The sequence below is a fragment of the Nocardia sp. NPDC058658 genome, from assembly GCF_042716665.1.
Taxonomy (GTDB): domain Bacteria; phylum Actinomycetota; class Actinomycetes; order Mycobacteriales; family Mycobacteriaceae; genus Nocardia.
On the sequence record NZ_JBHXRR010000018.1, the window covers coordinates 36,328 to 62,095 of the forward strand.

Sequence of the window (25,768 nt, forward strand, 5' to 3'; positions counted from 1 at the left end):
CTTCTCGAGCAACGGGTTCCGACCCTACCGGCGATCGGCTCGCCGGCAGGGTCGAGCGCGTCACCAGATCGTCACGCGCTCCGCGGGATCGAGGTACAGCTTGTCGTCGGGGGTCACGTCGAAGGCTTCGTAGAAGCTGTCGATATTGCGGATCACCGCGTTGCAGCGGAACTCCGGCGGGGAGTGCGGGTCGACGGCGAGGCGGCGGACGGCTTCTTCCTGTCGCGCCTTGGTGCGCCAGACCTGGGCCCAGCCGTAGAAGACGCGCTGCAGGCCGGTGAGGCCGTCGATGACCGGGGGTTCCTTGCCGTCGAGCGAGATCTTGTATGCGGCAAGGGCGATGGAGAGACCGCCCAGGTCGCCGATGTTCTCGCCGATGGTGAACTCGCCGTTCACGGTGTGCTCGTCGTCGAGGTCGGCGGGGGAGAGCACGTTGTACTGATCGATCAAAGCCTTTGTGCGCTTACCGAATTCGGCGCGGTCTTCGTCGGTCCACCAGTCCTGCATGTTGCCGTCGCCGTCGTATTTGGCGCCCTGATCGTCGAAACCATGACCGATCTCGTGGCCGATCACCGCGCCGATCCCGCCGTAGTTGGCGGCGTCGTCGGCGTTCATGTCGAAGAACGGCGGCTGCAGGATCGCCGCGGGGAAGACGATCTCGTTCATGCCCGGGTTGTAGTAGGCGTTCACGGTCTGCGGGGTCATGAACCATTCGCCCTTGTCGACCTCGCCGCCCAGTTTGCCCAGGTCACGGTCGTGGTCGGCGGCATGGCCGCGGCGGTAGTTGCCGACCAGATCGGCGGGGTCGATTTCGACGGCGGAGTAGTCGCGCCAGGTGTCGGGGTAGCCGATCTTGGGGGTGAACTTCTCCAGCTTGGTCAGCGCGGCCGCGCGAGTGTCCGGGCTCATCCACTCGAGGTCGGCGATATTGCGGCGGTAGGCCTCCTGCAGGTTGGCCACCAGCTCGACCATGCGCTCCTTGGCCTGCGGCGGAAAGTGCCGTGCCACATACAGTTTGCCGACCGCCTCACCGAGCAGCTCCTGCACCAGCGACACGCCACGCTTCCAGCGCTCGCGGTTCTCCTGCGCGCCGGTGAGGGTGCGGCCGTAGAAGTCGAAGTTCTCCTCGACGATCTCGTCGGTGAGGAAGGCCGCGCGCGCATGCAGCACCTGCCACGCCGCCCAAGCCTGCCAATCCTCTTGCGGCACATCAGCCCAAGCAGTGGCGAAGGCGCGCAGGTAATCGGGCTGGCGCACCACGAGCTCGGCGAACAGATCCTTGCCGTCACGGTCGAGACCGGAGGCGACACCGTCTACCCAAGCGGCCCAGTCGAATTCCGGGTTCTCGGCGACAAGATCATCGAAAGTCGTGAGGTTGTAGCTCTTTTCGGCATCGCGACGCTTGACGACATCCCAATGACCTGCGGCGAGTTTGCGTTCCAGCTCGAACACACGCCGGGCGGCATCGGCCGGGTCGGCGGGAAGCAGCCCTTCCAGCGAGGCGTCGGCGGCGGCGATGGTGAACATCTTGGCGATGTGCGCGACGTACGCCTCGCGGATCTCCGCGAATTCATCGGAGCGGTAATAGGACTCGTCGGGCAGCCCGATCCCCGACTGGGTCGCGTGCACCAGGTACCGAGTGGAGTTCTTGTCGTCGGTATCGACGTAGTAGGCGAGCGCCCCGCGAACACCCGTCCGCTGCAACCGCCCGATCAGCGCGGCGAACGCGCTCGGATCAGCGACCTCGGCGATCGCCCGCAGCTCGTCGGCGACGGGTGCGAACCCGGCCGCCGCGACCACATCGGTCGCCATGAAGCTGGAGAACAGATCCCCGATCTTGCGGGCATCGGCATCATCGGCCGCACCCGACGCACTATCGGTGATGATCGCCTGCACATCGAGCTCGGCTTGGTCGTACAACGTGCGGAAAGCGCCGTCGACAGCCCGATCAGCCGGAATCTCGTATTCGGCCAACCACTGCCCGTTGACATGCGCGAACAGATCGTCCTGCACCCGCACTTCCTGATCACGGAAGGACAGATCAATACCGGAGGGGCTGCTCAGATCGGAAGTCACGCGCTCCAGTATGCCGAAACTTCGCCGACTGACCTCCCTCGCGAGAGCGCTATTTCAGCGCTACAATAGCGCGATGGCGACTATTCAGATCAGAGATCTTCCCGACGAGGACGCGGAGGTCTTCCGACAGCGCGCGGAGGCGGCGGGCATGTCGCTTCAGGCCTATATGCGGCGGGAGCTGATCGCGGCTGCCAGACGTCGCTCGAAGACAGAGGCGATGGCAGCGATCCGGGAAGCCCTGGAACGTGACCCGAACCCCGGTGGCGACCGTGATTCCATCCTGAGCGCCCTCGAGGATGCCCGTGGCGAATGACGAGTACGTCATCGATGCGTCAGCGGCCTCGATTTCGTTGGTTCGCAAAGACGCAGTCGGCAAGGCCGTGGCAAAGCTGATCGAGAACAGCACCTGCCACGCACCACACCTGATCGACGCCGAGGTCGGCAATGTACTGCGACGGCATGAGCGCAAAGGCCTCATCGATACGACGACAGCGGCGATCGGGGTGCGGATGATGGCGACCATGGTCGACCAGCGCTACGCCCTCCATGGCTGGCTTTCCGAAGAAGCGTGGAAACTGCGCCACACGATCACTTTCTACGACGGCCTCTACGCCGCCCTCGCCGCCCGACTCGACATCGTCCTGCTCACCAGCGACGCCAAGCTGAGCAGAGCCCCCGGCCTCCCCTGCCGCATCGAACTGATCGACTGATCCCACTCACCGGCCAGCCTTGCCAGCGGAGCCGACGCTCGGCTCCGCTGGACGCTCCTTCACGCGGTTGGCGCCTACACGCAGGCGAACTCGTCGTCTCGGACGCCGGCTACGAAGGCTTGCCATTCGAGGGCGGTGAAGTGGAGGAGGGTGTCTTCGTGGCGGAGGGTGGTGGAGCCGTCGGGGGAGGTGTGGGCTACGAGGTCGGGGTGGCGGCGGGTGGTGAGGAGGCAGTGCAGGAAGGCGGTCCAGAGGGGGGCGTCCACGGTGATGATGGGCTCGTCCAGGCCTAGGTTCATCGGGTTGCGGCGGAATTTGCTGTCTCGTATCTGGACAGCGTCTCCATCGAAACGAACCTCGACACATTGATTGCCGTTGTTGGAGCGTGACGAGGTGAACCAGCCGTGTTCGGCCGGGCGGCGGCGAGCGGTGGTGGACATACTTCGAATCTTACACGCTTGCATACTCCCTGATCAGGGCGAGAGATTCGGTGCGAGAAAGGGATTGCTCGCGGGCGCGCACGTAGGCGAAGCCCAGATCGCGGACCTGTTCGGCGTCGTCGACGTGACCACCGAAAACGGCGCTCTCGGCCCACGCGAAGGTAGGTAGCTGGTCGCTTGCGAAGTCGAGTAGGTGGAAGCTGGAACCGCCGAGGACGGCACCTTCGGGGGCGCTGAACGGGATCACGCGCACGTCGACGGTGTCGAGTTCGCGGACCAGCGTGACCAGGTGGCGCAACTGCTCGCGCAACACCTCGGTGCCGCCGGTCTGCTGACGCAGCGTGGCCTCGCCGAGCACGGCGGTGAGTTCCAGCGGATCAGGGTCGTGCAATCTTTGCTGACGACGCAGACGTATCGAGACTAATTGGTCCACTTGAACTGGGCGGATCATGACATCCGCGCTGATCAAGGCTCGCGCATACGCCTCGGTCTGCAGCAGGCCGGGCACGATCAAGCTGTCGTAGCTGCGAATACTCTGCGCGCCTGCCTCCATCCCGTACAACCGCTGCAACTCCGGACCGATCAACGCGGCCGACGTCGTCGCCCACCAGCCGCGCTCCTTGCTCGCCTCGAGCAGGGCGAGCAGTTCGTGTCGCTCGTCGGGCGCGACGTCGAGAACGTCGAGAACCGGCTCGATGGTGGTGCGGGTGAGTACCCGCCTGCCCTTCTCCACGTGCGACCAGTTGGCGGGCGTGAACCCGACCCGACGGGCGAAACCTGCCGAGTCGAATCCGCGCTGCTCACGCAGGTCACGTAGACGCAGCACGAGTTCCCACCGCGCGACGGTCGGCGAAACGGGAGCCATGGGCAAATATCGTACGCTGATCGACACGCCAGCTACTGACTATTGTCAGCGCGGTTGTGCGGCTATAGGCTGTGCAGAACGGTCATTTTCGCGCACGTCCTGCCGTTATGAAAAAGTTTCCCGCGCCACCCGGTCGCGATGCTCCACTTCGCACCGAGATTTGCCCCGATAGAGCGAACTCCCAGCTACATCGAACCACCGTCGACGGAGACGAGGTCGTGATGAGCACGTTGCGCACTGATGAGGACAAGGGCGGGTATACGGCCGCCGAGGAATACTCGGCCACCCAGGACGCGCTGGCGCGCTGTCGCCAGTACCGCAAGCACCACGGTCTTTACGGCGTCGTCGACGCGGCGCTGGGCCGGATCGTGCTCGAGATCGGCGCGGTCGGCGCGGTGGTGATGCCGTCGACACTGGGCGAACGGGTCCGCGGACTGCTCGTCACCCGCGGCCTGCGCTGCGGGCCGATCATCGCCCACCCACGCTCCGGCCGCTGGACCTTCCTCACCGGACCGGTCGACAATTCCTACCTCGACACCGAACTGTTCGCCGAACTGTTCCGGGTGTGCGCCTCGGTGGCACTGCCCGGCAGCGACGTGGTGCTGCCCTCGCCCGCCGACGAACGCAGCGGTTACCGCACCTGGATGCAAGCGCCCGACGGCGATTTCCGGCCGGATTTCGCGCAGATCGTGGCCGCTACCAGGACCAATGCCAAGTCGTCGACGCTGTTACGCCAACCCGGTTCGGCCTGAGGTTCTACTGCCCGCCGAGGCGCGCGTGCATCTCCCAGACGAGCACCTCGGCGTCGCCGTGCGGACGGATCAGCTGACCACCGGAACGGGTCAACCGGACGGCGTCGCCCTGGGACAACGTGCCGAGGCCCTCGATGTCGACCTCGCCGCGCGCGACGAAAACATGCAGGTAGGGAGCCTCGGGGAGCGTCACACCGGGGTTGTCGGCCGCCATCCTGGCCACGTGCATGGCCGCGTGCGAGGAATAGATCGCGATGGCGGTGCGGTCGCGATAGCGGGGTAGGCCCGACGCCACCGTCACCAGCTCGCCGCGGGCGAGTTCGTCATCGATCTCGAGCTGCTGGTAACCGGGGTCGACACCGGGCTCGTCGGGGACCACCCACATCTGCACGAAATGCACCGGCTCGTCGTGGGTATTGCCGTCGAGGCGCCACGAATCGTTCTTCTCCGAATGCTGGATGCCGGTGCCCGCGCTCATCCGCTGCGCCAGACCCGGGTAGATCACGCCGTTGTGGCCGAGCGAGTCCTGATGCACGAGGCTGCCGCCGAGCACCCAGGTGACGATCTCCATGTCCCGATGCGGATGGGTGTCGAAGCCCTCGCCGGGCAGCACCACGTCCTCGTTGTTCACCAGCAACAGCCCGTGATGGGTGTTGTCGGGGTCGTAGTGCTCGCCGAAGGAGAACGAATGCTTGGAGTCGAGCCACGGGATCCGCGTCTTCATCCGGTCGCCACCGCGGTGCAGTTCGATCCGCGGCGGTGTCGTCGAGGTGGGCGTCACAAGTCAATTCTGGCACGCTCACGCATTGCCACTAGGGTCGTGGCGTGTCGACTCATCCCCCTGACGGCTCCGATACGGCGGATGAGCAGCCGATCTCGATGCGACAACTCCTGCGCGACAGCCGCGGGATCGTCCGGCGCAACCCGCGGATGCCGAGGCTGGCGGTGCTGCGCCTGGCCGCGCAGTTCGGCGACGGGATGTACCAGGCCGCGCTCTCCGGCGCGATCCTGTTCAATCCGGAACGCGAGACCGACCCGATCGCCATCGCGGCCGGATTCGCGGTGCTGCTGCTGCCGTATTCGGTGCTCGGGCCGTACGCGGGCGCGCTGCTGGATCGGTGGGACCGGCGCAATGTGCTGCTGGTGGCGAGTGTGGCGCGGGCGGTGCTGATCGGGGTCGCCGCGATCGGGTTGTTGTTCGGCATCGGCGAGACACCGCTGCTGGTACTGGCCTTGGCGACGGTGGGGATCAGCCGGTTCGTGCTGGCCGGGGTGTCGGCGGCGTTGCCACGAGTGCTCGAACAGCGCTGGCTGGTGCCGATGAACTCGGTGCTGGCGACGGTGGCCTCGGTGTGCGCCGGGGTCGGCGCGGCGGCGTCGGTTGCGGTGATCGGGCTGACCGGCGGGGGCGACGTGGCCTCGGCGGTCGCGGTGGGGCTGTCGGGGATCGGTTCGCTGGTCGGAATCGTCCTGGCCTACGGATTCCACCGGCACGTGCTCGGGCCCGATCACGGATCGGCCGGGACCGAGAGCACCGTGCACGCCATCGCGGTCGGTCTTCGCACCGGCGCGAAGGCCGTGTGGAATTCGGTGCAGGTGACCACGGCGATGATCGGCATCGGCGCGCACCGCATCGTGTTCGGGATGAACACGCTGATCATGGTGTTGGTGTTGCGTCAGCCTGCCGACGGCGACGAGATGAGCGGCGGACTGGTCGGTTTCGGGGTGGTGATCATGGTCATCGCGGCGGGCATGCTGGTGGCCGCGATCGGCGCGCCCATCCTGATTCCGCGCCTCGGCAGGCCACGCACCGTGCTGCTCGGGCTCACAACAGCGCTGATCGTGCAGCTCATCTTCGTGACACCGATCGCGCTGGCCACCGGCTCGGCCACCGACAACGCGCACCGACTACTGCTGGTGGGCGCGTTCGGGCTCGGCCTCGCCGGTCAGACGATCAAGCTGACCGGCGACGCGAGCATGCAGATCGACATCGACGACGATCAGCGCGGGCAGGTATTCGCCCTGCAGGACACGGTTTTCAACATCTGTTTCGTGGTGGCGATCGCGGTGACCGCGATGGTGATCCCGGCCGACGGACGTTCGATCGGGGTGGTGCTGGCCGGTGCCGGTGTCTACGGGCTCGGCATCGCGGCCATCGCGCTCAATTCCCGTCGAGCCAAGGTGGTTTGCTGAGGGTGCCCTCGGGTTCCTGAGCCAGGACCGTTCGGTAATCGGCGGTCGCCAGCGGGATATCGGGGAAGGCATCGATGCCCGTGTCGTAGTCGATCCACAGCGTGTCGACAAGGCTCGAGTCGGCCAGTTCGTCGTGGCTCGACCAGTGGTGCACGACCGCGTCGCCGGTTCCGAAAACGTACTCGATTTCGTTCACATCTGTTTGGACGCATCGAAACCGCGATCGGTTCCGGTAAGTTCTCACAAGATCACAGGTGTTCCTCGCCGACACCGATTCGAGGGAGCCAGATGCGCGTTTCGCACGGAACTGCCGCCGTGGGAGTGGTGCTGTCGGCCATCCTCGCCGTGCCCGCCCAGGCGAGTCCGCTGCCCTGGCTGCCGCCGCCGGTGAACGTCTGCGGGGAAACAGGATTCGACCCGGTCAACCGGCTGCCCGATCCGGCCGCGCCACCCGCGCCGGTACTGCCGCCCAGTATCGACATCCCGGTCTGGGTGCCGCAGCTGACGCCGGTGCCGATTCCCGATCCGCCACACGATCAGACCCGCGTCGCGCAGGTTCCGCTGCCCGCCGACCCGTGCCGCAATCCGTGTCCGGAAGTCAGGGACACGCCGGAGCCCGAATCCGAAACCACCGACGAGACGACCTCGACCGGATCGGCGGTCGCGTTGCCACGGATCAGGATCAACCCCGAGATCGAGCCCATTCCGATCCCGGTGCCCGGCGAGGAGGGCGAACCCGCGCAGGAAGCGCCCGCGCCGGTGATCCGGCCGGTCGAGCGGGGACCACTGGGCGCGCCGGTCGCGCCCGCGAAGGTGGAGTCCGTGCGACTCGTCGAACAGGTCACCGGGCACGGCTCGAACAACCGGACCGATATGCGCTGGCAGGTCGACGGCACCGACCTCGGATTGTTCTGGGAAACCGAACCGGGCAAGGTCGCCATGGTTTTCGGTGACACCTTCGGCGAGGGCTGGGCCTACGGCGGCGCGGGCGCCGACACCGCCGACTGGCGTTCGAACGTGCTCGCCTACAGCACCGACAAGGACCTGAACGACGGCCTCACCATCGACTCGATGGTGCAGGACAGCGCCTGTCACGCCGCTGAACTGCTGGGCAGCCGCAAGATCAAGAACTGGGAGACCACCACCATCCCGACCTCGGGGTTCGCGCTCGGGAAACGGCAGTTCCTGAGCTACATGTCGGTGAACCACTGGTCGAAGATCCCCGGCATGTGGCTGACCAACTACGGCGGCCTCGCCTACTCCGACGACGGCGGCCAGACCTGGACCAAAGATCAGCACGCCCGCTGGGAGAACATGTTCGGGATCGGGCGATTCCAGGTGGCGGCGATGGTGCCGCACGGCGACTACGTGTACATGTTCGGCACGCCCAACGGGCGGATCGGCGTGATCGGGCTGGCCAGGGTGCGCAAGGACGACGTGCTCAACAAGACCGCCTACCAGTACTGGGTGGACGGCAATTGGGCGCCCGCGGCGGAGAATTCGGCCACGCCGCTGGCGATGGGCACGGCAAGCGAACTGTCGGTGCGGTTCGACGAGGAAAGCCGGCAGTGGCAGATGGTGTACCTCGATTCGGCCGCGAGCCAGATCGTGTTGCGGACCGCGAGTGAACCGCAGGGGGCGTGGACCTCGACGGTGCCGCTGGTCTCCACCGAGATGTATCCGAAGGCGTACGGCGGGTTCATCCACCCCTGGTCGACCGCGAAGGACCTGTACTTCACCATGTCGGCGTGGGACAGCTACAACGTGTATCTCATGCACGCACGCCTGAATCCGCCGGGCTGATCACGAACTTCAGCCGGTCGCCCGGACGTGCCTGGGCGACGCGATCCACATCGGCGTCCAGGACGACCGCGATCACGGGATAGCCGCCCGTGATCGGGTGATCGGCCAGGAACACGACCGGCTGCCCACTCGGCGGCACCTGCACCGACCCCAACGCCACCCCCTCCGACGGCAATTCGCGCGGAACCGAACGCACCAGCGGCGGTCCGTCGGCACGATCGAGGCGCGCGCCGACCCGGTCGGTGTCGGACGAGACGACCCAGGAACCGCGGAACAGCTGATCGGGATCGGTGAACCAGTCGGCGCGCGGGCCGAGACAGGCCCGGACCGTGAGCACTTCCGGCGGCGGCGGGAACGGGGCGAATTCCACGGTCGGGAGGGTGCGCGGCGGGGGACCGACCGGTACCTGCATACCGGCTTCCAGCGGGTCGGGACCGATTCCGGACAGGGTGTCGCGGCTGCGCGAACCCAGCACCTTCGCCACGTCGATGCCGCCGCGCACCGCCACATAACTACGCAGACCGGTGCTCGCCAGGCCCAGTCGCAGCACCTGACCTTCGTCGAGTTCGAGCACGCTGGCATGTCCGACGGGGGTGCCGTCCACCGTGGCGGGAGCGGGGGCGCCGGTGATCGCGACGGTGAGGTGACCGTCGGCGCGCAGGACGAGACCGCCGAGCAGTACCTCGATGGCGGCGAAGTCCTCGGGGTTGCCGACCAGCCGGTTCGCCAGCCGGAACGACCCGCGATCGGCCGCGCCCGCCTGGCCGACGCCGGAATCGAACCAGCCCTGTCGACCCAGGTCCTGCACCGTCGCGAGCGGCCCCACCCGCTCGATAAAGATCAGCATGCGATCTCTCCCCGATTGTGAAGTCGAGGCGGCGCATCATTGAGCAGCCCTTGATTGTCCGCCGAAGCGGCTATTCCTGCGCCACGACGAACCTGATCGCCGAACCAGCCCGCACCAGCGCGGGTGGATCGCGGTCCACCGCCCACATTCGCAGGTCGGTGGTGCCGATCAGCTGCCATCCGCCCGGAGTGCCGCGCGGATAGACCGCCGAGTACCCGCCCGCGAGCGCCACCGAACCGGCCGGAATCGCCGTGCGGGCACGCGTGCGGCGCGGCACAGTGAGCCTGCCGTCGGGCGAGGTGAGATAGCCGAAACCGGGTGCGAAACCGACGAACGCGCACCGCCAGATCGTGCCGGTGTGCGCCGCGATCACCTCCGGAATCGACAGGTCGAGCAACCGGGCCACCTCGGGCAGATCCGCGCCGTCGTACCGGACCGGAATCTCCACGACAGGCTCGGAATCGGGCACTGTTCCACGGGAAACATCCGGCGAATCCGCTTGCGGTGGCTCGTGATCCAGCCGATCGAGCAGCGCGACCAACTCGCGGCGAACCTGCACGCCGTAGCTCACCGAATGCATCGTGACCAGCACGGTTTCCGCCGCGGGCAGCACATCCTCGACACCGGCGATCGCGTGCACGCGCAAAGCCGAGGCCAGACGCTGCACCGGACGCGGGTCGTCGAGGGTGATGAGCATGGCGCGGTCGCCCGCGGGTCGGATCCGCGCGTTCCAATCTGTTTCCATCGTGCCTCCCACCCCTCAGCTGAACGGCTCCACCGGAATTCCGGCTTCGTCGAGCGCCCCCCGAATCCGGCGGGCCATCTCGACGGCCGCCGGAGAGTCGCCGTGTACGCACACACTCGCCGCGGACACGGCGACCGTCCCGGGACCGTCTACGGTACGCGCGGTCCCCGACAGCGCAAGGGTTGTCGCCTGCGCCACCGCGTCATCGGGCGACAGCACCGCCCCGGCAACACCGCGCGGGGCCAACGAACCTGTTGCAGTGTAGGCCCGGTCGGCGAATCCCTCACCGACGAAACGCACACGCTGGGCTGCCCGTTCCATTTCCGTGCCCGCCGGACCGAGCAGCGCCAGCCCCGAACCGGCCTCCGCCACCGCCGCGACCAGGGCTTCAGCGAGCAGACGGTCGCGGGCGGCCGCGTGATAGAGGGCACCGTGCGCTTTCACATAGCGCACCTCGTCGCCGGCAGCTCTGGCGAAAGCCTGGAGGGCGCCGATTTGGTACAGGACCTCGTCGCGCAGATCGGCCGGGGCGATGGCGATATCGCGGCGACCGAAACCGACCAGATCGCGATAACCGACATGGGCGCCGATCCGCACGCCCTTCGCCACCGCCAGCTCGCAGGTGCGGCGCATGATGGTCGGGTCGCCGCCATGGAAGCCACACGCGATGTTCGCGCTGGTCACGATGTCGAGCATGGCGGCATCGTCGCCCATCCGCCACGGGCCGAAACCTTCGCCCAGATCACTGTTCAGGTCCAGCGGCATGCCATGCCCTCCGGTCTACGCGGGTCACTCGCCGGGTAGGTACCCCGGTGAATCGAGCATGAACGCACAGATCCATACCGTTATCACCGGGGCGCTGTTCAGCAGGCGTACACGCGGACCTCGGTGGCCTTCACCGCGAAGAACGCCTCGGTGCCGATGGTGAGGTGGAGTTGGGCGACCGCGGCGGGGGTCAGGTCCGCGCAGAGGCCAGGGGCCTGGGGTGCGTCGCCACGGACTCTGACGATGCCGCCGCGGTCGGTGATCTCGGTGATGTCGACGGTGAAGACGTTGCGTGGGCTGCCGCCCGGTCTCGTGCGGAAGACCGAGACCGCGGCAGGCGCGAAAACTGCCGCGGCGGGGGCGCCGGGGAGGAAGTCGCCGACTACGCAGCCGTCGACACCGAGTTCGTCGACGAGCACGGTGCCGAAGGTGGGGGCCGAATCGCCGGGGTCAGGCGTTGGGGAGCGCGCTTCAACGGTGGGGCCACTGTTTTCCGCCGCAGTGCCGGGCACGACGCCGGTGCCGCGTAGGAGGTTGAGGCCGGCGATGCGGGCGGCGAAGGGGTTGCGGGGGTGCGACATCACCTCGGCGACCGGGCCGGATTCGACGATACGGCCCGCTTCCACGACGACGAGGCGGTCGGCGAGGGTGATGGCGTCGATGATGTCGTGGGTGACCAGGACCGCGCAGCGGGGGTGGGCGCGGGCGGGTTCGTCGCGCAGGACGCGGCGCAGCAGGGTGCGCATGGCCGGGGCTACGTCGACGTCGAGGGCGGACATGGGTTCGTCGAGGAGGAGCAGGTCGGGGTCGACGGCGAGGGCGCGGGCGAGGGCGACGCGTTGGGCTTGTCCGCCGGAGAGGGCGGCGGGGTGGCGGTCCGCGAAGACCGTGGCGTCTACGGCGTTCAGCCAGTTGTCGGCGATCCTTCGGGCGGCTCGAGTGTTCGCGCCTCGGCTGCGTGGGCCGAACGCGACGTTGTCGCGCACGCTGAGGTGCGGGAACAGGAGGGGATCCTGGGCGAGGAGGGAGATTCCGCGTCGATGTGGGGGTAGCGCAACACCTTTGGTGGTGTCGGTGAGAGCGCGATCGCCGAGCCGCACATGGCCCTCGTCGGGGACGATCAGCCCGGCGATCACCTGCAGGAGGCTGGACTTGCCCGCGCCGTTGGGGCCGAGCACGGCGAGAACTTCGCCCGGGGCGACGTCGATCCGCACGTCGAGATCGCGGTCGACGATCCGCGCGGATACCGATAGACCGGTAAGCGGAGTCGACGGCTTGTCGAGCGAGGTCGCGGAATCCGACAGGGCACCGCGCACGCTCGCTGCCCCGACCGCGGAATCCGAGGTCCCGGTCCCGTCTCCCGGTGAATTGGCAGGTCCTCCTTGCGAACCTGATGATGCGCCCGTATCGCTGGCCGTGTCATCAGGTTCGGGCTCGGGAGTCTGCGCGCGGGAATCGTCGGTCACTTCGCACCGCCGATCGCTCGTCGGGTACCGCTGCGCAGTTGGGTGCCGGGGATCGGGCTGGTGCGGCGGTAGGCGAGCAGGACGATCAGGACGGCGACGATGATGAGCACCACCGACAGGGCGACGGCGGCGTCGGGATCGGCTTCGCGCTGGAGGTAGATCTCCAGGGGGAGGGTGCGGGTGCGGCCCTGGAGGCTGCCCGCGAAGGTGAGGGTGGCACCGAATTCGCCGAGGGCGCGGGCGAAGGCGAGAACCGCGCCGGAGATCAGGGCGGGGCGAAGCAGGGGCAGGGTGATCCGCCACCACACGGTGCTCGGACCCGCGCCGAGGGTGGCGGCGATCTGCTCGTATCGACTACCCGCTGTACGCAACGCACCCTCGAGGGTGAGTACCAGAAACGGCAGTGCCACAAAGGTTTGCGCGAGAACCACCGCGGTCGTGCTGAACGCGATCTGGATCCCCGCGGCTTCCAGGTGCTCGCCGAGCAGACCGCGCCGACCGAATGTGTAGAGCAGCGCGATACCACCGACCACCGGCGGTAACACCAAGGGCAACAACACAAGTGCCCGCAGTACCGGCAGCCCACGCCATCGCGCCCGCGCCAGCACCGCCGCCATCGGCACCCCGAACACCAGGCACAACACGGTGCTCGCCGTCGCCGTCCGCAGGCTCAACCACAGTGCGTCCCTTGATGATTCGGCACTGACCAGCTCGACGAACCGCCCCCACTCGACCCCCAACGCCAACGCCGCCAGCGGCAACACCACCAGCGCGAATCCGGCGACAGCGGGCACCAACAGCCAGCGCGGCAGCCCAGCACTCATTCGGCGGCCCTCCGGCCGGTGGCCACCGCCGAACGGCCGCCCACTGCACGGCTACGAACGCTCGTCACCACTGCACCCAACCAGCACGCCTCGCCGCCACACGCGCACAAAACGCGGGGGTTCACTCGCCCGTCCACACATCGGCACCTACGTTCACGGCGCTCCGAAGCCCGCCGCCGCCAGTGCCGCTCGGCCGGTGGGTCCGGTGACCAGTTCGGTGAACTTCTGGGCGGTCGCGGCCTGCTTCGAATCGGCAACTACCGCAATCGGATACGAGTTCACCGCCGCTGCCGCCTCGGGGACGGGCACCACACCCACCTTGTCGCCCGCACCGGCGGCGTCGGTGACGTAGACGAAGCCGGCGTCGGCTTGACCGGAGGTCACCTTGGTGAGGACGTCGGCGACCGAGGACTCCTCGCTCACGGGGCGCAGGGTGGTGCCTGCGGCGTCGGCGACCTTCTTCGTCGCCCGCCCGCACGGGACCTGCGGAGCGCAGACGACCAGGGTGGCATCGGCCAGGTCGTTGATTCCGTTGATGCCCTTGGGGTTTCCCGGTGCGGTGACCAGCGTGAGGACATTGGTAGCGAAAGTCACTGGGGCAGCGGTGATTCGACCACTTTGGACAGCTTTGTCCATAGTCGGCTGATCGGCCGATGCGAAAACATCAGCGGGAGCGCCTGCTTCGAGTTGCGAAGCCAGATCGGACGAGCCCGCGAACGAGAACTGCACGTCCACACCGGGATCGGCCGACTCGAAGTCCTTCTCCAGACCGGTGAACACACTCTTCAGCGAGGCGGCGGCGAACACCGTCAGCGTGGTCTTCTCCGAATCGCCGCTCCCGCAACCACTCACAGCGAGCAGCACCAGCGCGGCACCGAGCGCGACCCGGCGGATCATTCGGCGGCCTTCTCGACCACCACGGTCGTCGCCTTGACGCTCGCCAGCGCGACGCTGCCCGGTTCGAGCCCCAGCTCGCGCACCGCTTCGCTGCTCATCAGCGAGACCACCGTGAAAGGACCACATTGCATCTCCACCTGCGCCATCACCGTGTCGGTCACCACACGGGTGACCAGACCGGGAAACCGATTGCGTGCCGAACTGGCACTACCCACCTGGGTACGTGGCGTGCGCGCCTGGTCGACGGCGTGTTCGGCCAGCTCACGGCCGTCCAGCACCAAGCGGCCCGCGGGGTCCTTGGACGCCGTCAGCGTGCCCGCGTCGATCCAGCGACGCACCGTGTCGTCGCTGACGCCGAGTAGATCGGCCGCTTCCTTGATTCGCAGTTTCGCCACTCGATCAGGATAGTTCCGTAGATTCGGACAGAACAAGAGCGCCTAACCGCAGTTTCGGAAACAGCTGGTCATGAGATCCCATAATCGGGTCACATTTCATGGCCGACGGGGGCGCAGCCAAGTACGCTCGAAGCCATCATGGCCACGTATTTCGATCCGAAGTCCTGGTCACTGGCGGGCGCTGTCGACATGGGCAAACGTCTGCTCGACCCGTCATGGATCGACCAGTGGCTCGGCTTCACCACGTCCTGGGCCGATCCTGTCGCCGACCTCGGTTCCGGCACCGTCACCGCGCTCATGCCCGACGTGCTGATGACCGTGCTCAGCGAGGGCATTCTCAGCCGCTTCGGCGGCCGGGAGATCAGCGCCACACTGCTCGGGCACGACCTCACCGCCACCCTCGACACGTTCAAGGTGCGCAGACGCGGCGCTCACTTCCAGAGCAAAACGGTGCTGTCGAACCTGGTCTGGGACTCACACCCGTTCGACACGGTCACCGTGATCGCGCACGGCGTGCGGCTGATTCCCGGTGTGCCGACCAAGGTTCGGGTGCAGCAGCTCGACATCGAGGGCACCATCGGGATCGGCGCGATGGCCGACTGGGTGGACGCGCAGAACCTGGACTGGCGGGTGCGGCTCGACGAGCGCGGACAGATCGTCGCGACGCATCGGACACGCAAGATGCGGGCGGTCGTCGACGGGCAGGTCTACGACAACCTGCTCACCCTCGATGTCCGCAAGGCCAGTTGGTACGGCATCCGGCTGCCCAAACGGGTGGTGCCCGCGCCCGCGCTGCTGCTGGACGACCTGCCCAACCGGGCCAGCATCTCCTATGCGCACCGGCGCGGTGATGTGGTGAAATTCCGGCTCGAACTGCCAGAGACCACCGGCTCGTTCGACCTCACCCAGATTCGCGACGCCATCATCGCGGGGACCACGCTGATCGTGTTCTGATCAGTTCTGCTGGGCTTTTCCGATGAGAAGGTCCTGATCGCGGCTGCCCAGCCGTTCTGATCAGTTCTGCTGGGCCCACCAATCCTGAAGGGCCGCTTCGGCTTCGCCGCGCGTCATCGGGCCGCGGTCGAGGCGCAGATCTTTGAGGAACTTCCACGCCTTGCCCACCTGCGGACCCGGCGGCAGACCGAGCAGTTCCATGATGGCGTTGCCGTCCAGATCCGGGCGCACGCGCGCCAGATCCTCCTGCTCACGCAGCGCCGCGATCCGCTCCTCGAGCTCGTCGTAGGTCGAACGCAGTGCCGCCGCACGACGCTTGTTGCGCGTGGTGCAGTCGGCGCGCACCAGCTTGTGCAGGCGATCGAGCAGGTCGTCGGCGTCGGTGACGTAGCGACGCACCGCCGAATCGGTCCACTGCCCCTTGCCGTAGCCGTGGAACCGCAGGTGCAGGAACACCAGGCGCGCAACCTCTTCGGTGAACGCCTTCGGGTACTTCAGCGCCCGCATCCGCTTGCGCACCATCTTCGCGCCGACCACCTCGTGATGGTGGAAGCTCACCCCGCCCGCGGGTTCGTTGCGCTTGGTGTCGGGCTTGCCGATGTCGTGCAGCAGCGCGGCCCAGCGCAACACCAGGTCGGGGTCGCCTTCCTCCTGGTCGATCGCCTGCTGCAGCACCGTCAGAGAATGCTGGTACACATCCTTGTGCTGGTGGTGCTCGTCGATCTCGAGCTTCATCGCGGGCACCTCCGGCAGCACACGCTGCGCCAGACCGGTGTCGCACATGAGGTTGATGCCGTCGATCGGGTGGTCGGCGCCGATCAGCTTGTCGAGTTCGGCGCGCACCCGCTCGGCGGTGATCCGGTCGATCTGCTCGGCCATCTCGATGATCGCCGCCCGCACCCGCGGCGCCACTTCGAATCCCAACTGGGCCACGAAGCGTGCGGCCCGCAGCATCCGCAGCGGGTCGTCGTCGAACGAATCCTGCGGCAGCGCAGGCGTATCGAGCACACCGTCGAGCAGCGCGTCGATCCCGTTGAGCGGATCCACGAATTCCAGCGACCCGTCGGCGGCGATCTTGACCGCCATCGCGTTCACCGTGAAATCACGACGCACCAGATCACCGTCGAGGGTGTCGCCGAAGGTCACCTCGGGATTGCGCGAGACCCGATCGTAGGTATCGGCCCGGAAAGTGGTGATCTCGAGCTGCTGATCATCCTTGGCCGCACTGACCGTCCCGAAAGCGAGCCCGCCGGTATCCCACAGATGATCGGCCCACCCGCGCATCATCTCCTGCACGACCTCCGGCCGCGCATCGGTCGTGAAATCCAGGTCATTGCCCAGCCGCCCGAGCACCGCATCCCGCACACTGCCACCGACGAGATAAAGACTGTGCCCCCGCTCGGCGAACATCGCCCCCAACGGCGCCAAAACATCATTGAGCTGCCCCAAAGTCACCGCCGCCCCCGCCAGCAGGCGAGCACGACGATCCGCCACAGCATCAGGGACAACATCAGGGGAAACCACACAGGCACTTTACCGACCCCGTCGAATCGATTTGCCGCAGTCCGCCCCAGGTCTCTCCCTATCGCCCTCCCAGCCCCGCACGACCCGACCCCGAGGAGGGTCCCGCCGCGCAGCGGCGGTAGCGGCCCGGCCGCGAGTTAGCCGCCGTTGCGACGAGGCGAAGCCTCCAGCAACGGTGGCTAACTCGCGGCCCCCAGGGGGCCGCGCTCGAGCGCGCCAGCGCTCCAACAACCACAGCCTCAAACCCCCTGGGACTACCGAACAACAATTCCCGGCCCCGCCCCCTCACTCGCGCCCGCACTCAATCTGCCCAGCTAAGCTGGCGGAGTGTCTCCTCCGGCCGATCGCGCGAACAGTCGACGCCGCCAGCCGCGGCGGCGCGGTTCGGCGAACAATGCCGGAAAACCCCGCATGCGTACCGTCCGGGAAACCTCGGCGGGTGGCCTGGTCGTCGAAGGTCTGGACGGTCCGAAGGAAAAGCGCACCGCTGCGCTGATCGGGCGTACCGATAGGCGAGGCCGACTTCTGTGGTCGCTGCCCAAAGGGCATATCGAAGCGGGCGAGACCTCCGAGCAGACCGCCATCCGCGAGGTCGCCGAGGAGACCGGGATCGACGGGGAAGTGGTCGCCGAACTCGGCAGCATCGATTACTGGTTCGTCACCGAGGGCAGACGGGTACACAAGACCGTGCACCATTTCCTGCTGCGGTGTCTGGGCGGTGAGCTGTCCGATGCCGACGTCGAAGTCACCCAGGTTGCGTGGGTTCCGTTGAGCGAGTTGGATTCCCGTTTGGCCTACGCCGACGAACGCAGGTTGGCCGAGGTGGCGAATCGATTGATCGACCGGATGGAGACCGGCAAGCGATGACGGGTGGACTACGCATTGTGATGCGATGCGCGCGCACACCACCTGTGGACAGCTCATTGGTACTGATCCGGCTGATCACGGCGGTCCTGACCATCTTGGGTTCGATGACGCTGCTGCCCGCGGTCGCGCACGCTCAAACGGACGAGTCGGGAACGCCGAAGTTTCTCAAGCTGACCCTGGACGCGGTGTCGCCGGGCACCGTCACCACCGGCAGCGACCCCAAGCTGACCGTGTCGGGCACGGTCACCAATATCGGCGACCGGGTCGTCGACGATGTGAGCGTGCGGATCCAGCGGGCGGCCGCGGTGGATTCGCCGAGCGGGCTGCGCAGTTCGCTGCGGCTGGACCAGGTGAACTACGAGGTCACCGGCCCGTTCCAGGATGTGGCGCCGCAACTGAATCCCGGTCAGCGCAAACAGTTCTCGGTGAGTATCGCGTTGCGCGCCGGCTCGGAGGCCTCGCTCGGGCTCACCGATCCCGGGGTGTATCCGCTGCTGCTCAACGTCAACGGCGAACCCGCCTACGGCACCCAGGCCCGCCTCGACGACGCGCGTTTCCTGCTCCCGGTGCTCGGGCTGCCCGGTACCGACGGTGAGCCGCCGGTGGGCGCGCCGCCGGAAGCATCGCCCGTCGCGACCACGATGATCTGGCCGCTGGCCGACCGCCCGCGCATGGTCGCGGGCAAACCCGGCGCGGTGAACGGCCAGGCCGAACTGCTCGACGACGAACTCGCGGCCTCGGTCGGCAAGGGCGGACGGCTCGAACAGCTCGTTGCGGCACTGGAATCGGTGGTGCCCGCGCCGGGCAAGGACAAAGGCGTGGCCGGGTCGGTGTGTATCGCCGTCGATCCCGACCTGGTCTCGACCGTGCAGACCATGACGCGCGGCTACCGGGTGCTCGCGAGCCCGTCGGATCCGGGCGGCGCGACCAGGGAAGGGGCAGGGGCGGCGAACGCGCAGGCCTGGCTCGACCGGTTGCGCGTGCTGGCGGGGTCGATGTGCACGGTGGCGTTGCCGTTCGCGCAGGTCGACCTGTCGGCGGTGGCCGCGGTGAACGATCCCGACCTGTCGGCGCGGGCCCTGCTCGCACCCGCCGACGTGGTGGACTCGATTCTCGGCACGCAGTCGTTGCGCGGGGTGAGCCTGCCCGATTCGGGCAGCATCGACGATCCGGCCGGGCGGCTGTTGCGAACGCACGGGTACGGGACGGCGGTGCTCGCGAGTACGGCGGTGTCGGGGGACGGGGCGTCCGCCGACACCGACAACGCGCTCACCACCGCGCCGACCACGCTCGCGCCCGGTGTTGTCGTCGGTGGGGAGCAGGCGGCGCCCGATGTTGTCCGGGTGCCTGGTGTGAACGTCGAACCGGCCGCCGCCGGCACCGATCCGGCGCTGCGCGTGGCCACCTTCGACATCTGGTCGGCGACCGCGCTGGCCGCGGTCGGTTCCAATCCGCCGACACCGTCGTTCACGCCCTCGAAGGTGCGGTTCGATGTCACCAACGACTCGCGCGCGGCCCGTTTGCAGGATGCGCTCGGTGCGATGTCGTGGAGTGCGCTCAATCCCTCCGCGGACCGGCCGCGCTCGCAGTTGCTGATGCCGCCGCAACAGTGGGGGGCCAGCCGGGAAGAGGGCGTCGCGCTGCTCAAGCACGTCGAACTGCTCACCCGCAACAATCTGGCCGCGCCGCGCAGCTTCGTCGACCTCGTCACGCAGGCACCCGACCCGCACCCGTACGCGCTGGAATACCTGCCGCGCGCCGCGCAGGACGCCGCCCCGCAACGGTTCGTCGGGCCGGTGCAGGCGCAGGGCGCGCGGGTGACCGAGCTGATGCGCGCACTGGTCGAACTGCCCGAATCCGAACTCACACCGCTCGCGTTCCTCACCCCCGCACGCGAGGATCTGCTGCGCGCGCTCAGCCTGTCCGACCGCAGAGCCGACAACGACACCCTCGCCGACCTGCACGCCCAGCGCCGCATCGACCAGGTGACCCGCGAAATGGACACCATGTTCGCCTCGGTCTCGGTGCTACCACCGGGCGGGGTCTACACCCTCGCCTCCGAACAGAGCCCGTTGCTGCTGGTCGCGCGCAACGAACTGCCCGTCGCGATCCGGGTGATGTTCCGCATCGACGCACCCGCCGAGACGAACATCACCGATATCGGCGAACAGCTGCTTCCACCATCCGGGACCCGCTCCTTCCAGATCCCGACCGAGGTGAGCGACAGCCGTAAGCTGGTCATTCCGATCGCCCTTACCACTCCCGAGGGGATAGCGCTAGGAGAGGCGACCTCGGTCTCGGTGCGCTCCAACGCCTACGGTCAGGCGCTGGCCATAATTACCGGATGTGCCGCGATACTGCTGTTGCTGCTGGCCGGACGCCGACTGCTACGCCGGTTCCGCGGCCAACCCGACCCAGCCGACGAAGGGTTCACCCCGGAAACGGTCGAACGCGCGGGTCGGCTGCGACGCGCACGACAGCGGCTCCGACGACAGTGAACACCCGCGCCTGACGCGCGCGACAAGGCACCATGGCAGACAAGGACGAGAGTGGCACTGGTGAGCGAAACGCTCACCGGACCGGCGGGATTCGCGGGTTACGCCGGGTACAGGAGGCATGATGGGCGACGATGATTCCGCTCATCGGCGTGACCACGACGACGACCCGACCCTGCGACGGGCGCCGAGCGCGCCATGGGAACGCGGGATGACGGCCGGTCAGGACGCCGATCGCGACGAGGCAGTTCCGCACGCGGATCGGCGGCCCGGACCCGAGTTCGCCGCGCCCCGCGATGGTCGTCCGGTTCAGCCCGGTGAGCCCGGGTTCGATCCGCGAGCGCCTCGTCATCCGGCTGCCGGCCCGCGTTCCGGGGATCGCCCCGGCGCCGACCCTCGCCATCCAGGTGAACGACCAGGCGCCGACCCTCGGCATCCAGCGGAACGTCCCGGCCCCGAACCTCGGCCCGACGTACCTGGCCGTCAACAGTTCGGTTACCGGCCGGGTTCAGCCGACCCGAGCGCACCTCAGCCGCCTTCGGCTCACCGCACCCCCCGCCCTCCGCTGCCGCCGAATCAGCAGGGTTACCGCCCCGAACCGCCGCCCGGGTACCGCCCCGGAGCAGACCGGGCCGGCGCGCCGCAGCCACCCGCCGGACCAGGTCGACCACCCCAGGGCCCTGTCGGCCGTCCCGCACCGGAGTCGCCACGCGCACCGCACGGCGAACGCCCCGGGCAGGCCCCGAACCCGCGTCAACAGCCTCCCGGCCCGGCGTACCGCTCGGGCGAATTCCCGCAGCAACAACGTCCCGACGGCGTCCCACCGCAGCGACCGAGCGGCGCACCCCAAGGCCCCGCCGGTCCACCAGGACGAACCGGCGAACCCGCCCGTCCGGTGGGTTTCGACCGTGACGGCCGTCCACTACGCCCGCAGCAACGTCCGACCCAGGCGGGCCCAGGCCCGGACGGATTCGCCTCGCGCCGACCCGGCCCGAACCCGTCGGGCGAGTTCCCACGGCAGCAACGCCCCGGCGCAGGTCCCGGACCAGATGCCCCTCGCCGACCCGACCCGAACTCGTCAGGCGAGTTCCCGCAGCAGCGTCCAGGCCCCCCGCGCGGGTCGCAATCCGGTGCGATTCCGCGGCAGGCTCGGCGGCAGGGCCCGCCGGAGCCGACTCGACCCGCGCCGCCGCGGGCGAGTTTTCCCGGGATGCCCGCTGCTCCCGTCGATCACCATGCCGCGCGGCCGGTACGCGCGAACGCCGGCTTCGTCGATGACAGGCCCGTAGACGGTCGGTCGGCCGAGCGGACTCAGGTCATCGCGAAGCCGAAGAAGGTGGAGGTCGCCGAGAAGGCCGCCCCGATGAGTGCGAACGCGAAGCTGCTCAAGGATTCGGGTTCGATCGCCGTCGCGACGTTGATCAGCCGGATCACCGGGTTCGCCAAGCAGCTGTTGCTGCTGACGGTGCTCGGCCCGGCCATCGCCAGTGCGTTCATCTCGGCGAACCTGATCCCGAACATGATCGCCGAGCTCGTCCTCGGCGCAGTACTCACCGCCATCGTCGTGCCGACCCTGATCCGCGCCGAACAGGAGGACGCCGACAACGGCGCCGCGTTCGTGCGCAGATTGGTGACAGCGGCCTTCGTGGTGCTGTTCGTCGCGACCGTGCTCACCTTGGCGGCCACGCCGATCCTGGCCGGTCACGTGCTCGTGTCGGCCGATGGCAAGGTCAATACCGACCTCACCATCGCGCTGACATATCTGCTGGCACCGGCGCTGCTCTTCTACGGCATGTCGGCGCTGTTCACCGCGATCCTCAACACCAGGCAGGCGTTCAAACCGGGTGCTTGGGCCCCGGTGATGAACAACGTGGTCGCATTGACGGTGCTGGCGATCTACGCGCTGACGCCCGGCGAGATCACCCTCGATCCGGTGCGGATGAGCGATCCGAAACTGCTGGTCCTCGGCCTCGGCATCACCGCGGGCGTCGCGACACAGGCGCTGTGTCTGCTGCCAGCGATCCGCAGGCACGGGATCAATCTGCGTCCGCTGTGGGGCGTCGACGCGCGCCTCAAGCAGTTCGGCAAGATGGGCATCGCGATCATCCTGTACGTGCTGATCAGCCAGATCGGCCTGGTGGTCGCGAACAATATCGCCTCACAGGCCGACGAGGCGGGTCCGGCGATCTTCGCGAACGCGTGGGCACTGTTGCAGCTGCCCTACGGCGTGATCGGGGTAACCCTGCTCACCGCGATCATGCCGAGACTGAGCCGCAGCGCCGCCGACGACGACACCCCGGCGGTGGTCGACGACCTGTCCGTGGCCACCCGCCTCACCATGATCGCGCTGATCCCGATCGTCGCCTTCATGACTCTGGCCGGGCCCGAGATCGGCGAGGCGCTCTACGGCTACGCCCGGTTCTCCGGCGATGCCGAACGTCTCGGCGACGCGGTGAGCTGGTCGGCGTTCTCGCTGATCCCGTATTCGCTCGTGCTCATCCACCTGCGGGTTTTCTACGCCCGCGAACAGGCGTGGACGCCGACCTGGATCATCCTCGGCATCACCGCGATCAAGATCCTGGTCTCGGCGCTGGCACCGGTCATCGCCCGCGACAGCGACGACGTGGTGATCATCCTCGGTGTCGCCACCGGCCTCGGCTTCACCGCGGGCGCGGTGATCGGCGGCGTACTGCTGCACCGCAGCCTCGGCGACTTGCGGATGGTCAATGTCGGCCGAACTGTGACCAGAGTGTTGCTCGCCTCGATCGCGGGCGGCGCGGTGATGCTCATCGTCGACACCGTGCTCGGACTCGACCGCCTCGCCGGCGGCGCGGGCTCGTTGCTGCGCGTCTTCGTCGATGCGCTGGTGATGTTCTCGGTGACCTTCGGTTTGATGCGTCTGGTCGGTATCCCCGAGGTCGTCGCGATCACCGTCGCGATCTCGCGCAAGCTCGGCATCACCCCGCCCGCGCCGGATCTCGGACTCGATGACGCCCCGTCCGACGACATCTACGCGACCACCGTCCTTCGTCGTCCCGATACCTACGGATTCCCCGCATACGGGCAGTCTTTGGACACTCAGACCATGGTGTTGCCCGTCATTCGACCGGGGGCTGTTGACAACACCGGTCAAGCACAGTTCCCGTACGCTGTTCCGCAGACCGACACGGGTTTTCAGGCCGAAGGAGGACCGAGGGTGAGCGATGACGCGGTGGGCGGCGTCCCAGCCGCTGATTCTGCGGCGCGCGCGGCAGCAGGAATGTCCACCGAGGTCGGGCCCGATGCTCCGAACTCGGCGGGGTCCGAGCAGACCGACGCGCCCGACGATCGCGACAGCAAGACCGAAGACGCGCGTTCGGCCATGCCGCCGCACGATCCGACACACGACACCGGCATGTTGCCGATCCCACCGCAGGTGCCCCCGAGCGCCGCGGCGAACCGCGCGCAACGCGGTCCCAAACTCATCCCCGGCGCGTCCGTGGCGGGTGGCCGCTACCGGTTGCTGGCCGGTCACGGTGGGGCGCGTGGGCTGAAGTTCTGGCAGGCACTCGACATCAAGCTCGATCGCGAGGTCGCGCTGACCTTCGTCGACGCCGATCAGAGCGCGGGCGAGAACTCCGGGCACGACGGCCCGCAGGCGGTGCTCTCGCGCACGCTGCGCCTCGGCCGGATCAATTCGCCCGGCCTGGCCAGGGTGCTCGACGTGGTGCGCGGCAGCTCCGGCGGCATCGTCGTCGCCGAGTGGACGCCCGGTCGTTCGCTGCGTGAGATGGCCGAGACCGTGCCGTCGCCGATCGGCGCGGCCAGGGCCATCAGGGCGCTCGCCTCGGCGGCCGAACTCGCCCACCGTGGTGGCGGTTCGCTGTCGATCGATCATCCCGACCGGATCCGGATCAGTGCCTCCGGTGACGCCGTTCTCGCCTTCCCCGGCACGCTCGGCGATTCCGACGCCCAGGGCGACGTCCGTGGCCTCGGCGCGATGCTCTACGCCCTGATCACCGCGCGCTGGCCGATTCGCGTCGGTGGCGTCACCGGTTCGGCGGCCACCATCGGCGGCCTTCGCCTTGCCGATTTCGGGCCCGACGGCACGCCGGTGGAACCGCGGCAGATCCGCCCCGAGGTGCCGTTCGAGATCTCGGCGGTCGCGGTGCGCTCGCTGGAATCGAACAAGGGTGTGCGCACCGCCGCCACCGTGCAGCACGTGCTCGAGCAGGCCTCGGTCGTCGACCAGAAGACCGATTTCATTCCGGTCTTACGACTGGGTCAGCGGGCGGTCGCCCCCGGCGCCGATTCGCTCGCCGACCCGGAACTGCTCGCTGCCGAGCGCGAACGCTCCAAGCGGATGATGTGGATCATGGTCGGCCTCGGCGTGCTGGCCGCGCTGGTGGTCGGCGTGCTGATCTGGTGGATGGTCAGCATCTTCGCGCCCGGCGCGTCGGACAAGCCCCTCGATCAGCAGATCAATATCGGGCTCACCTCGAGTGTGGCGCCGCCCGCGGCGTCGGCACCGCCCAACTCCGAAGTACCGGCACCGCCGACGAGCGTGCCGGTGCCGGTCACCGGCGCCGCGGTGTTCTCCCCGGAGGGCACCCCCGACGGTGCCGCGGCGGCGGGCGCGGTGCTCGACAACAACGCGGCGACGCTGTGGCGCACCGACCAGTACTTCCAGCAGTTCCCCGCCCTCAAGAAGGGCGTGGGGCTGCTGGCCACGCTGCCGACCCCGGCCAAGCTCACCAATGTGTCGATCACCTCACCCAGCGCGGGTAGCACGGTCGAGATCCGCACCTCGCCCACCGAGGCGCCCACGCTCGACCAGACCCAGCTGATCGGTTCGGCCAAGCTCGGTGACGGGGTCACCGACATCGCCGTGCAGACCGATCAGGCGGCTCGTTTCGTGCTCGTATGGATTACCGGACTGGCGAATTCGGGCGGTCAGTTCCAGACCGCGATCGCCGACGTCCGCTTCGACGCCGCGCCGTAGTCGCGCCGCGTCGACACTTCCACTTTCGCTATCCGCGCAGGTGGTCGATCATTTCTGGGCTGATCGCCGAGCGTCATCGAACCGCGGTCCGGTTGGTGCGTAATTGTTATCGACGATATGATCGCCCAGCACTCTCGGCTGAGAGTTACCCAGGATTTGTCGATGTCGA

Annotated in this window: 23 protein-coding genes; 9 read left to right on the forward strand and 14 right to left on the reverse strand. The window is 67.9% G+C overall.

All coding sequences use genetic code 11. The features are described 5' to 3' along the window. Nucleotides 1-60: 60 nt before the first annotated feature. A complete protein-coding gene (locus tag ACFWUP_RS22445) occupies nucleotides 61-2,076 on the reverse strand; it encodes a M13 family metallopeptidase (protein ID WP_379237275.1) in 2,016 nt (671 codons plus the stop codon). Nucleotides 2,077-2,149: 73 nt separating this feature from the next. Here ACFWUP_RS22445 and ACFWUP_RS22450 point away from each other — a divergent pair, with 73 nt between their 5' ends. Both ACFWUP_RS22450 and ACFWUP_RS22455 read left to right on the forward strand, forming a co-directional pair. Further along, nucleotides 2,150-2,389, forward strand: a complete 240-nt coding sequence (locus ACFWUP_RS22450) for an antitoxin (RefSeq protein ID WP_379237277.1) — start codon at nucleotides 2,150-2,152, stop codon at nucleotides 2,387-2,389. After that, nucleotides 2,373-2,786, forward strand: coding sequence for a type II toxin-antitoxin system VapC family toxin (locus ACFWUP_RS22455; RefSeq protein ID WP_379237279.1), 414 nt, complete (start codon nucleotides 2,373-2,375; stop codon nucleotides 2,784-2,786). The genes ACFWUP_RS22450 and ACFWUP_RS22455 overlap by 17 nt, the downstream gene beginning before the upstream one ends. 74 nt (nucleotides 2,787-2,860) lie before the next feature. Here ACFWUP_RS22455 and ACFWUP_RS22460 read toward each other — a convergent pair whose 3' ends face one another. Further along, nucleotides 2,861-3,226 (reverse strand): DUF397 domain-containing protein, encoded by a 366-nt coding sequence (locus ACFWUP_RS22460; RefSeq protein ID WP_379237281.1) that lies wholly within the window; start codon nucleotides 3,224-3,226, stop codon nucleotides 2,861-2,863. Between the two features lie 10 nt (nucleotides 3,227-3,236). Beyond that, on the reverse strand, nucleotides 3,237-4,091 hold the full coding sequence (locus tag ACFWUP_RS22465; RefSeq protein ID WP_379237283.1) for a helix-turn-helix domain-containing protein: 855 nt from the start codon (nucleotides 4,089-4,091) through the stop codon (nucleotides 3,237-3,239). A gap of 221 nt (nucleotides 4,092-4,312) precedes the next feature. Between ACFWUP_RS22465 and ACFWUP_RS22470 the strand changes: the two genes are divergently transcribed. Then, a complete protein-coding gene (locus ACFWUP_RS22470) occupies nucleotides 4,313-4,843 on the forward strand; it encodes a hypothetical protein (RefSeq protein ID WP_379237285.1) in 531 nt (176 codons plus the stop codon). 4 nt (nucleotides 4,844-4,847) lie between these two features. Here ACFWUP_RS22470 and ACFWUP_RS22475 read toward each other — a convergent pair whose 3' ends face one another. Further along, nucleotides 4,848-5,567 carry a pirin family protein gene (locus ACFWUP_RS22475; protein ID WP_379237422.1) on the reverse strand — a complete coding sequence of 240 codons (720 nt, stop codon included), beginning with the start codon at nucleotides 5,565-5,567 and terminating at the stop codon, nucleotides 4,848-4,850. 155 nt (nucleotides 5,568-5,722) lie between these two features. Here ACFWUP_RS22475 and ACFWUP_RS22480 point away from each other — a divergent pair, with 155 nt between their 5' ends. Then, a complete protein-coding gene (locus ACFWUP_RS22480; protein ID WP_379237424.1) occupies nucleotides 5,723-7,036 on the forward strand; it encodes an MFS transporter in 1,314 nt (437 codons plus the stop codon). On the opposite strand, the gene ACFWUP_RS22485 is transcribed toward ACFWUP_RS22480, so the two are convergent. Then, nucleotides 7,005-7,232, reverse strand: coding sequence for a hypothetical protein (locus ACFWUP_RS22485; protein WP_379237286.1), 228 nt, complete (start codon nucleotides 7,230-7,232; stop codon nucleotides 7,005-7,007). The genes ACFWUP_RS22480 and ACFWUP_RS22485 overlap by 32 nt on opposite strands. A gap of 92 nt (nucleotides 7,233-7,324) precedes the next feature. On the opposite strand from ACFWUP_RS22485, the gene ACFWUP_RS22490 reads away from it, so the two are divergent. Beyond that, nucleotides 7,325-8,839, forward strand: coding sequence for a DUF4185 domain-containing protein (locus ACFWUP_RS22490; RefSeq protein ID WP_379237287.1), 1,515 nt, complete (start codon nucleotides 7,325-7,327; stop codon nucleotides 8,837-8,839). Here the strand turns inward: ACFWUP_RS22490 and ACFWUP_RS22495 are convergent. The 7 genes from ACFWUP_RS22495 to ACFWUP_RS22525 form a co-directional block, all read right to left on the reverse strand. Next, complete coding sequence (locus ACFWUP_RS22495) at nucleotides 8,808-9,686, reverse strand: biotin-dependent carboxyltransferase family protein (protein ID WP_379237288.1); 879 nt, start codon at nucleotides 9,684-9,686, stop codon at nucleotides 8,808-8,810. The genes ACFWUP_RS22490 and ACFWUP_RS22495 overlap by 32 nt on opposite strands. Nucleotides 9,687-9,756: 70 nt before the next feature. Further along, nucleotides 9,757-10,431: an allophanate hydrolase subunit 1 gene (locus ACFWUP_RS22500; protein ID WP_379237290.1), complete on the reverse strand. Its 675-nt coding sequence runs from the start codon at nucleotides 10,429-10,431 to the stop codon at nucleotides 9,757-9,759. Between the two features lie 15 nt (nucleotides 10,432-10,446). Continuing rightward, nucleotides 10,447-11,196: a LamB/YcsF family protein gene (locus ACFWUP_RS22505; RefSeq protein ID WP_379237292.1), complete on the reverse strand. Its 750-nt coding sequence runs from the start codon at nucleotides 11,194-11,196 to the stop codon at nucleotides 10,447-10,449. 98 nt (nucleotides 11,197-11,294) lie between these two features. After that, nucleotides 11,295-12,512: a sulfate/molybdate ABC transporter ATP-binding protein gene (locus ACFWUP_RS22510; RefSeq protein WP_379237294.1), complete on the reverse strand. Its 1,218-nt coding sequence runs from the start codon at nucleotides 12,510-12,512 to the stop codon at nucleotides 11,295-11,297. A gap of 146 nt (nucleotides 12,513-12,658) precedes the next feature. Then, a complete protein-coding gene (locus ACFWUP_RS22515) occupies nucleotides 12,659-13,486 on the reverse strand; it encodes an ABC transporter permease (protein WP_379237296.1) in 828 nt (275 codons plus the stop codon). A gap of 153 nt (nucleotides 13,487-13,639) precedes the next feature. Next, complete coding sequence (gene modA, locus ACFWUP_RS22520; RefSeq protein WP_379237298.1) at nucleotides 13,640-14,383, reverse strand: molybdate ABC transporter substrate-binding protein; 744 nt, start codon at nucleotides 14,381-14,383, stop codon at nucleotides 13,640-13,642. Further along, the gene (locus tag ACFWUP_RS22525) at nucleotides 14,380-14,778 is read right to left on the reverse strand and encodes a molybdopterin-binding protein (protein WP_379237300.1); all 399 of its coding nucleotides are present in this window, start codon (nucleotides 14,776-14,778) and stop codon (nucleotides 14,380-14,382) included. The genes modA and ACFWUP_RS22525 overlap by 4 nt, the downstream gene beginning before the upstream one ends. A 138-nt stretch (nucleotides 14,779-14,916) precedes the next feature. Between ACFWUP_RS22525 and ACFWUP_RS22530 the strand changes: the two genes are divergently transcribed. Further along, on the forward strand, nucleotides 14,917-15,732 hold the full coding sequence (locus ACFWUP_RS22530) for a hypothetical protein (protein WP_379237302.1): 816 nt from the start codon (nucleotides 14,917-14,919) through the stop codon (nucleotides 15,730-15,732). Between the two features lie 60 nt (nucleotides 15,733-15,792). Here ACFWUP_RS22530 and ACFWUP_RS22535 read toward each other — a convergent pair whose 3' ends face one another. Beyond that, complete coding sequence (locus tag ACFWUP_RS22535; RefSeq protein WP_379237304.1) at nucleotides 15,793-17,256, reverse strand: CCA tRNA nucleotidyltransferase; 1,464 nt, start codon at nucleotides 17,254-17,256, stop codon at nucleotides 15,793-15,795. 411 nt (nucleotides 17,257-17,667) lie between these two features. Between ACFWUP_RS22535 and ACFWUP_RS22540 the strand changes: the two genes are divergently transcribed. Next, nucleotides 17,668-18,123 carry an NUDIX hydrolase gene (locus tag ACFWUP_RS22540; RefSeq protein ID WP_379237306.1) on the forward strand — a complete coding sequence of 152 codons (456 nt, stop codon included), beginning with the start codon at nucleotides 17,668-17,670 and terminating at the stop codon, nucleotides 18,121-18,123. A 44-nt stretch (nucleotides 18,124-18,167) separates the two neighbouring features. Next, a complete protein-coding gene (locus ACFWUP_RS22545) occupies nucleotides 18,168-20,621 on the forward strand; it encodes a DUF6049 family protein (RefSeq protein ID WP_379237308.1) in 2,454 nt (817 codons plus the stop codon). Nucleotides 20,622-20,694: 73 nt separating this feature from the next. On the opposite strand, the gene ACFWUP_RS22550 is transcribed toward ACFWUP_RS22545, so the two are convergent. Next, nucleotides 20,695-21,054 (reverse strand): hypothetical protein, encoded by a 360-nt coding sequence (locus tag ACFWUP_RS22550; protein ID WP_379237310.1) that lies wholly within the window; start codon nucleotides 21,052-21,054, stop codon nucleotides 20,695-20,697. Nucleotides 21,055-21,828: 774 nt separating this feature from the next. On the opposite strand from ACFWUP_RS22550, the gene ACFWUP_RS22555 reads away from it, so the two are divergent. Then, the gene (locus ACFWUP_RS22555; protein ID WP_379237311.1) at nucleotides 21,829-25,599 is read left to right on the forward strand and encodes a murein biosynthesis integral membrane protein MurJ; all 3,771 of its coding nucleotides are present in this window, start codon (nucleotides 21,829-21,831) and stop codon (nucleotides 25,597-25,599) included. The last annotated feature ends 169 nt before the right edge of the window (nucleotides 25,600-25,768 follow it).

Coding starts and splice junctions, on each gene's coding strand:
- ACFWUP_RS22450 (WP_379237277.1), top strand. CDS start 2,150: ATGGCGACTATTCAGATCAGAGATCTTCCCGACGAGGACGCGGAGGTC.
- ACFWUP_RS22455 (WP_379237279.1), top strand. CDS start 2,373: ATGCCCGTGGCGAATGACGAGTACGTCATCGATGCGTCAGCGGCCTCG.
- ACFWUP_RS22460 (WP_379237281.1), bottom strand. CDS start 3,226: ATGTCCACCACCGCTCGCCGCCGCCCGGCCGAACACGGCTGGTTCACC.
- ACFWUP_RS22465 (WP_379237283.1), bottom strand. CDS start 4,091: ATGGCTCCCGTTTCGCCGACCGTCGCGCGGTGGGAACTCGTGCTGCGT.
- ACFWUP_RS22470 (WP_379237285.1), top strand. CDS start 4,313: ATGAGCACGTTGCGCACTGATGAGGACAAGGGCGGGTATACGGCCGCC.
- ACFWUP_RS22475 (WP_379237422.1), bottom strand. CDS start 5,567: ATGAAGACGCGGATCCCGTGGCTCGACTCCAAGCATTCGTTCTCCTTC.
- ACFWUP_RS22480 (WP_379237424.1), top strand. CDS start 5,723: ATGCGACAACTCCTGCGCGACAGCCGCGGGATCGTCCGGCGCAACCCG.
- ACFWUP_RS22490 (WP_379237287.1), top strand. CDS start 7,325: ATGCGCGTTTCGCACGGAACTGCCGCCGTGGGAGTGGTGCTGTCGGCC.
- ACFWUP_RS22495 (WP_379237288.1), bottom strand. CDS start 9,686: ATGCTGATCTTTATCGAGCGGGTGGGGCCGCTCGCGACGGTGCAGGAC.
- ACFWUP_RS22500 (WP_379237290.1), bottom strand. CDS start 10,431: ATGGAAACAGATTGGAACGCGCGGATCCGACCCGCGGGCGACCGCGCC.
- ACFWUP_RS22505 (WP_379237292.1), bottom strand. CDS start 11,196: ATGCCGCTGGACCTGAACAGTGATCTGGGCGAAGGTTTCGGCCCGTGG.
- ACFWUP_RS22515 (WP_379237296.1), bottom strand. CDS start 13,486: ATGAGTGCTGGGCTGCCGCGCTGGCTGTTGGTGCCCGCTGTCGCCGGA.
- modA (WP_379237298.1), bottom strand. CDS start 14,383: ATGATCCGCCGGGTCGCGCTCGGTGCCGCGCTGGTGCTGCTCGCTGTG.
- ACFWUP_RS22530 (WP_379237302.1), top strand. CDS start 14,917: ATGGCCACGTATTTCGATCCGAAGTCCTGGTCACTGGCGGGCGCTGTC.
- ACFWUP_RS22540 (WP_379237306.1), top strand. CDS start 17,668: ATGCGTACCGTCCGGGAAACCTCGGCGGGTGGCCTGGTCGTCGAAGGT.
- ACFWUP_RS22550 (WP_379237310.1), bottom strand. CDS start 21,054: ATGCCGAGGGTCGGCGCCTGGTCGTTCACCTGGATGGCGAGGGTCGGC.
- ACFWUP_RS22555 (WP_379237311.1), top strand. CDS start 21,829: ATGCCCGCTGCTCCCGTCGATCACCATGCCGCGCGGCCGGTACGCGCG.